This window comes from Bacillota bacterium, assembly GCA_023511485.1.
Classification (GTDB): domain Bacteria; phylum Actinomycetota; class Aquicultoria; order Aquicultorales; family Aquicultoraceae; genus CADDYS01.
The window spans coordinates 25,105-32,261 of sequence record JAIMBH010000028.1 but is presented as its reverse complement, the minus strand read 5'-3'; the positions used below and the strand labels follow the sequence as shown (position 1 = coordinate 32,261).

7 protein-coding genes, 1 tRNA gene and 1 pseudogene are annotated in these 7,157 nt (G+C 49.3%); 5 read left to right on the top strand and 4 right to left on the bottom strand.

Annotated features, from left to right (window positions below):
- On the bottom strand, positions 1–1,031 hold a 1,031-nt coding region (locus tag K6T91_09315; GenBank protein ID MCL6472990.1), incomplete at its 3' end, for an NAD(P)/FAD-dependent oxidoreductase.
- A 30-nt stretch (positions 1,032–1,061) separates the two neighbouring features.
- The gene (locus K6T91_09310; GenBank protein MCL6472989.1) at positions 1,062–1,184 is read right to left on the bottom strand and encodes an NAD(P)-binding protein; all 123 of its coding nucleotides are present in this window, start codon (positions 1,182–1,184) and stop codon (positions 1,062–1,064) included.
- Between the two features lie 506 nt (positions 1,185–1,690).
- Here K6T91_09310 and K6T91_09305 point away from each other — a divergent pair.
- Entirely contained in the window at positions 1,691–2,104 is a 414-nt protein-coding gene (locus K6T91_09305) for a hypothetical protein (protein MCL6472988.1), read from the top strand.
- 26 nt (positions 2,105–2,130) lie between these two features.
- Here K6T91_09305 and K6T91_09300 read toward each other — a convergent pair.
- Positions 2,131–2,379: pseudogene (locus K6T91_09300) on the bottom strand (ATP-binding protein).
- A gap of 93 nt (positions 2,380–2,472) precedes the next feature.
- Between K6T91_09300 and istA (K6T91_09295) the strand changes: the two are divergent.
- The 4 genes from istA (K6T91_09295) to istB (K6T91_09280) all read left to right on the top strand — a co-directional run bounded on the left by istA (K6T91_09295) (position 2,473) and on the right by istB (K6T91_09280) (position 6,725).
- On the top strand, positions 2,473–3,684 hold the full coding sequence (istA, locus tag K6T91_09295) for an IS21 family transposase (protein MCL6472987.1): 1,212 nt from the start codon (positions 2,473–2,475) through the stop codon (positions 3,682–3,684).
- Positions 3,681–4,415: an IS21-like element helper ATPase IstB gene (gene istB, locus K6T91_09290; protein ID MCL6472986.1), complete on the top strand. Its 735-nt coding sequence runs from the start codon at positions 3,681–3,683 to the stop codon at positions 4,413–4,415. Before istA (K6T91_09295) ends, istB (K6T91_09290) begins: the two co-directional genes overlap by 4 nt.
- Before the next feature lie 104 nt (positions 4,416–4,519).
- Positions 4,520–5,983 carry an IS21 family transposase gene (gene istA, locus K6T91_09285; protein ID MCL6472985.1) on the top strand — a complete coding sequence of 488 codons (1,464 nt, stop codon included), beginning with the start codon at positions 4,520–4,522 and terminating at the stop codon, positions 5,981–5,983.
- Complete coding sequence (istB, locus tag K6T91_09280) at positions 5,973–6,725, top strand: IS21-like element helper ATPase IstB (protein ID MCL6472984.1); 753 nt, start codon at positions 5,973–5,975, stop codon at positions 6,723–6,725. The genes istA (K6T91_09285) and istB (K6T91_09280) overlap by 11 nt, the downstream gene beginning before the upstream one ends.
- 301 nt (positions 6,726–7,026) lie before the next feature.
- On the opposite strand, the gene K6T91_09275 is transcribed toward istB (K6T91_09280), so the two are convergent.
- A tRNA-Pro gene (locus K6T91_09275) sits at positions 7,027–7,104 on the bottom strand.
- Positions 7,105–7,157 lie beyond the last annotated feature (53 nt).

Sequence of the window (7,157 nt, the reverse complement as noted above, 5' to 3'; positions counted from 1 at the left end):
CTGTTGTCCACGATGAGCTTTGCAAAGCCTTCGGTTTCACCGTTTACAATGGCTGCCCCAATAGTAGCAAAATCAAGATAGGCAAGAGAGTAATCAATACCTTTTGCTTGTGCTTCTTCCTCTGTTAGTCCAACGCTTCCAATCTCCGGGCGGGAAAAGACCGCGTATGGTACAACACGGTAATCCATCTTTCGACTATTTCCCGAAACTGCGTTTTGAGCGGCAACTCTAGCTTCATATGAGGCAACGGGGGTTAGCATATATCCCCCTGTAACGTCGCCTGCCGCATAGATGTGCTCTAAATTTGTTTGCATAAACTCGTTAACTTTAATGCCCTTCTTTGAGTAGAGAACCCCTGCCCCGTCCAGGTTTAAGGTATCGAAAGAAGGTACTCGTCCGGTTGCGTTTAGGACAATATCGGTGGTAAAATGCTTCTCTTCACCAGCTATCGTTGCCGTAACAGTTTTTACTCCGTCTTGAACTTCGATACCGGAAACACCTGCTCCTGTATAAACTTCCATGCCTTGACGAATAAACGAGTCTTTGATGGCATTTGATATCTCGCCATCAGCAGCTGATAGAAGGCGATCTTTGGCCTCTAAAATGGTTACCTTGACTCCTGCCTGACGAAAAACATGGGCAAACTCTAAAGCGATAAAACCGCCGCCAATGATGACCATCGACGCGGGTAATTCTTTCAGCTCGAGAGCACCATCACTCGTTATGGCATGCTCAATGCCGGGTATCGGGGGCATACTCGGTTTTGAACCGGTTGCAACAATGATCTTTCCAGGCCGGGCTCGCTCACCTCCTATGGTAACCTCATCGGGCGAGACAAAGGTAACTGGTTCTTTGTAGTAGTCAATGCCCCGTCTCTTTAGATCTGCAGCTTTGTCGCCTTCGGCATTCCTGATTGCATACTGCTTGCGCTCAATGACACGCAGCCAGTCAAGGCTAACCTCATCTTTGACAACAACGCCAAATTCAGAAGCACGTTTAACGGTAGAGAAAACATCTAGAGACCTTACCAAGGACTTCTTGGGTATACATCCCCGCCAAAGTCAGGTGCCGCCAAGATCTCCTGGATCTGCAAGTGCAACTGATACACCGTAGTCGCGGGCTGCTTTTGCAGCGGCGCTACCTGCCATGCCGCCACCTATAACAAGAACATCAATATCGATCATCTTAAATCCTCCAAAACTTTAGTTTTGGGTGTTCTTACCCATTCTCAAAAAAAGATTTCGGAGCGCTTGCGGCGAATGGCCTTAAGGTTAGCATCAGCCTATAACTGTAGGCAAATAAATGAAAAACCGCTCTAAAAAGCGGTTCTTCAAGTTGGAATCCATTTTGCTCCCCGGATCGGTCGCTATTCGAACCAATAGAGAAGCTATGTTTGGCGGTATAGCAAATATTTATTCGAAACTAGGAAATTGCCAGTTTGATAGCGTAAACCACAGCACAAGCGTCTAGCAAATCTAGTCAGTGGCTCGAAAAATATTTGAGAAATCCACCTGAGTTAGCTAACGAGCAAAGCAGGAATCTTGAAATTTTTGACGAATAACTAGCATATTCAGCAAATTCAGCTGACGGGAATATGCTTCATCGTGATATTTATGCAAATGATTGACCGCGCCGATCTAGGTCCCAATATCCTTATTAAATCGTGCACCCAATCATTACGGAGACATTTATGTTAGTAGAAGTAACGCCATACACAAAGTCGTTTGAAGATGAACTCGATTGGATGTTGCTTGATCAACTGCATGGTGTTGTGTCGCAGATTAGCAGATTTTGCTTCGAGACTAAGAAGTTCTGTGTCACAACTGAGTTTATCGTATTAACTCTGCTGGCGAAGTTTACTGCCGATAAACTAGATCATGCCTTCTTTGTAAGTGGTTTAGTGATACCCTTGTGTTTCTGGTTTCTAGACGCGGTTGGATATTACTATCAGGTCAAGATTCGCGGCACGATGGAGTCGATACGAGAACGACTAGTAGCAAGAAATTCACAGCAGATCGTGACCGATAATATTAATCCAATGATACCTCCAGGTCGAGTACGGCGCTGTGTTTGGCAACTTAAAATTCTAGCGTTCGGAACTTAATTTTTCTAGCACCCCGATTTCCAGATTTAGCAATTTATGGTAGAGTGTCTAAGCCTAAAGCTTGGCCCCGTAAACATCAGCAAGTGGCCGTGATGGATTACCCTATCAATTATCGCACTGGTTAGTTTCTCATCGTAGAATATGCCGTTCCACTTACTGAATTCCAGATTTGTGGTTATGATGAGACTCCTTTTCTCGTAACACTGCGATATCACCTGAAACAGTAGCTGTGATCCTTCCCTCTCAAAAGGGATATATCCCCATTCATCGCATATGTCACCGCCGGTTGTAAAATCCCTAAAAACGCCGGTTGAAAATTCCCAACTTTAAGCCAATCATCAAGGCAACCAAAACTAAGGAGGTTGCCAATGGTTCAAGGGGAGGAAATGATGGACATTAAGGATTTACAGCGGCAAGGACTAAACATCACACAGATCGCTTTAGTTACTGGAAGAGATACAAAGACGGTGCGAAAGTACCTGGCACAAAAAGAGCCACCCAAATACACAGCACGCCCGCCGGTAGCATCAAAGCTTGACCCGTTTAAACCCTACATCCGTATGCGCATGGAGGCTGGCATGACAAACGGGGTTAAAATGCTCACTGAGATACAAAAGAAGGGCTATACCGGCGGTATCAGCATCCTCAAAGATTTTATGCGCCCATTGCGTATAGATAAAGAGACTGCTATCAAGCGTTTTGAGACAAATCCCGGCTTTCAGGCACAAGTCGATTGGGGGCACTGCGGCAGGATCTTTCATAAAGGAGTGGTGAGGCCCCTGTACTGCTTTGTGATGACGCTTGGCTTCTCTCGGTACATGTACGTTGAGTTTACCGCTCGCCAGGACACCACCACGTTTATGCGTTGCCACACAAACGCCTTTGAATTTTTCGGCGGGGTAACAGAGCAAATCCTCTACGACAATACGAAATCAGCAGTGATTCGCCGGTTCTTGGAAAAAGTTGAACTCAACCCTCGCTTTGCCGACATGGCGGCGCACTACGGCTTTACGCCGCGCTTCTGCAAACCCTACCGGGCACAGACCAAAGGAAAGGTGGAGTCGGCTATTAAATACGTGAAGGGTAACTTCCTGCTCGGGGAAGTATTCTCAAGTCTTGAGGAGATAAATGCGGCCGCTCTTGCCTGGCTTGCAGAAGTTGCCAACGTGCACGTGCACGGCACCACTGGGGAGGTGCCGCGGGCTCGCTTTGCGAAAGAGGGCTTAATCCCAATTGCCTCTGTTGTCCCCTTTGACACCGCAGAGCATACCTATCGAAGGGCAACGCTTGACTCGATCATCTCCTACCGGGGAGCCAGATATTCGCTGCCACACGTGGCCACAAAAAGAGTCGTGCTTATCAAAGAAAACGCCGATGGCATGATACACATCTTTTTAGACGGAGAGTCTATCTACTGCCACCGGCGTGCGAAAAAGGGCGAGACGGTAATCGTCCCTGACCACTACCAAGGTATCGCAGTTGGGGAGCCAGCGCAACCGAAAAGGATGACCATCCACGGCCTCGATGCCCCTAAGGTTGAGGTGCGCGACCTAAAGGTATACGAGGAGGCGCTCTCATGAACCTAAACTACGAGATGCTGTTTGAAAACCTAAAGAAGCTGGAAGTTACCCGCATGGCAGAGGTTTTAAGCTCGGCGGCTGAAGATGCCGCAGCCAAAGAGGCCTCCTACACCGAGTTTTTAGCCGTTTTAGTAGACGCCGAGCTTATCGCACGAAAAGAGCGAAGCATCACCATGCGAACCCGTCTTGCGGGGCTTCCGTATCTTAAGACAATTGAAGACTTTGACTTTGCTTTTCAGCCCTCGATTGATAAAAAGCGAATCAAAGAGCTTTCAACGCTGCGCTTTATCGCCAATGGCGAGAATCTGGTGATCACCGGCCCACCAGGTGTGGGAAAGTCGCATATAGCGATAGGCTTGGGACTCAAAGCAATTGCAGCGGGGCATAGGGTCTACTTTACCACAGCCACGGGGATGGTGTCGTCGCTGATTAAAGCGTTCCAAGAGAGCAAGTTTGAGCACCGCATGAAGACGTACACTTCTCCGGCTCTTTTAATCATCGACGAGGTGGGTTATCTTCCACTCGATCGCACGGGGGCAAATCTGTTCTTTCAGCTCATCTCACGGCGCTATGAGAAGGGATCCATCATCCTCACCTCGAACAAAAGCTTTACCGAGTGGGGCGAGGTCTTTTCTGACACCGTGCTGGCCTCAGCGATCCTTGATCGGCTGCTTCACCATGCGACCACGATCAACATCAAGGGTGAGTCATATCGCTTAAAAGAGATATAGATCGTAAAATAGAATTGACCCCCAATCGTCATTTAAATTTGACCCCCTAACAAGTACAATCTTCCTCCAAAACTACCAAGGAGGAAGCATAAGGGGTGATAACTATGTATAAATGGCAGCAAGTAAAAGCAATGCAGCGAAGCGGCATAGGGGCTAAAACGATAGCAAAACAACTGGATCTTTCTAAAAACACGGTGAAAAAGTATATGCGCTCAAGTGAACCGCCAAGCTTTGATGCGCCGGAGCGCACAAAGCTCTGCGACGCCTACCGCGATGAGATCGCTGAGATGCTTAAAAAGGAGTACATCGGCACGCGAATCTTTACGGAGCTTGGATTGCTGGGATACGCCGGCTCGCTCTCGAGCCTGCACCGCTACATTGCTGGCCTTAAGACAGATGATAAGATCAGCACAAAAGCCACGACCCGAGTGGAAACCGAGCCTGGTGAGCAGATGCAGTACGACTGGAAAGAGTGGGTGATCCCCGTAGCCGGGCGTCCCACAAAAGTCTACTTTCATGAGCTTGTTTTGTGCTACAGCCGCAAGAAGTTTTACGCAGTTTCACTTCGCATAACGGCCGCCGACATCCTGCGCGCCATTATCGAGGGGATCTACTTCTTCGGCGGAGCGGCCAAGGTGCTTGTTACCGACAACCCGAAGCAGATCGTCATCGAGCGAAAGAACGGTCAGCCCCGCTTTAGCGACGAATTTTTGATGCTGTGCGGCACGTTTGGTATCGAGCCGTTTTTGTGTGCACCATACCGGGCGCAGACAAAAGGAAAAGTTGAGCGCCCGTTTTACTACCTACAAGAGCATCTCTTGCGCGGCCTTACCGTTGAGAGCATAGCGGAGCTCGACCGGCTTCTTGCCGAGTTTACCGACGCCTACAACGAGCGGGAGCACAGCACGCTTAAAGAGGCCCCGAACGTGCGCTTTGAGCATGAGAGGGCGCTCCTTCGCCCAGTGGCAACTATTGAGCCAGGCCGCCTGTTCATCCGCCATCTGCGTAAAGTATCAAACGACGGCTATGTCTCATATGAGGGCAACCTCTATCCCGTGCCCATGCGCCTGTGCCTGCGCGACGTCTTCGTCGAGCCTATTCTTGCAAAGCGCGTGGTAATCTTTGATGCGAAAGGAACCCTTGTAGCCGAGCACGAGGTGCCGCTCGTGCGTGGGATCCGCCCGACCCACCCTGAGCACGAGGCAATAAATGAAGGCTTTCTCGCACGGCGCACCTCCAAGCGCGAGGAAGTGCTAAGCGCATTTATCGAAGCGTTCGGCAACGAGAGCGTGCCATTTATCGAAGGAATTAAGTTGACGCACGGCACCAACATGCTCTACCACCTCTCTGAGATCCTCGCCTACGCCGAGGTCTACGAGGCGCAAGCCGTCAAAGCGGCAATTCTTAGCTGTACACACATCGGCTCGTATCATAAAACGAGTGTCCGCAGACTTCTTGATACGACACGGCTCAAGCCCGCTCCCTTAACGGCCGGGATACGCATGCGTCCGGTATCGATTGCGCGCGAGCTCTCCGCCTACCGAGTGGAGGTGACTCATGCACAGTAGTAGCCCTCCCCTTGAGGCACACTTCAAAGCGCTAAAATTGCACGGTCTGGTTCACACCTACCGGGCGTTTTCTGAAACCGCGCAGGCGAGCAATTTAACCTACGAGGAATACTTGGCACTTCTTTTGGAGGATGAACTCAAGCGTAAAACCGAGGCCTCGATCAAAACGAAGCTCTCCAAAGCGAAGTTTCCATTTATTAAGACACTCGAGGAGTTTGATTTCACCTTTCAGCCATCCTTAAACGAAAAGGAGGTGATCGCTCTCTCAAGCCTTGAGTTCGCCCGCACCGGAGATAACGTGGTGCTTTTGGGGCCACCGGGTGTGGGAAAGACGCACCTTGCAATCGCGCTCGGGGTAAAAGCCTGCGTCGCCAGATACCGGGTTGCGTTTATTCCGGCGCAAAAGCTCATCGAGGAGCTCGCAATCGCCCAGAGGGCCGGTGGCCTCATCGATACCCTGATGTATTATTCCAGGCTTCACCTCGTCATTATCGATGAACTCGGCTACATGCCGATCTCACGCGAAGAGGCCAATCTTCTCTTTCAGCTTATCTCTGTGCGCTACGAGAAGGGCTCGGTTATCGTAACCAGTAACTACAACTTCGATGAGTGGGGCAAGATCTTTGAGGATAATATCGTTGCTACCGCCATCATCGATCGATTAGTACACCATGCCAAAATATTCTACATCAACGGTTCAAGCTACCGGCTGAAGGATAAATTGAAGCGGACCAATTCATGATTGAGAGGGGTCAATTTTAATTGCGGATGAGGGGTCAAAAGTGTTGACGATCAACACTTAACGCCGAAACCAGGCTTGAAGAACTGACAGCCACAAATGACGAAGTTGAGGAAACCATTTATTTGGCTATATCCATGCTTCTAATTGCCATGAAGCCTACAAAAAGCATCCCCTCAGACTAGGAGAATTTTTAACCAAGCACTCTTTAAAAAGATCTATCTAAACGGCAAAAAGGCCAGCAGTAATGATTTTGCTGAGCCTTTTGACGTAATTTTTTCTCCGAGTTCGAATAAGAACTCTCTGGTCGGGATGAGAGGATTCGAACCTCCGACCTCCGCGTCCCGAACACGGCGCGCTAACCAAACTGCGCTACATCCCGATGCGGGTTTTATTATACCATTTTCGGTGAAAAATGCCAGCTTGATAACGTGC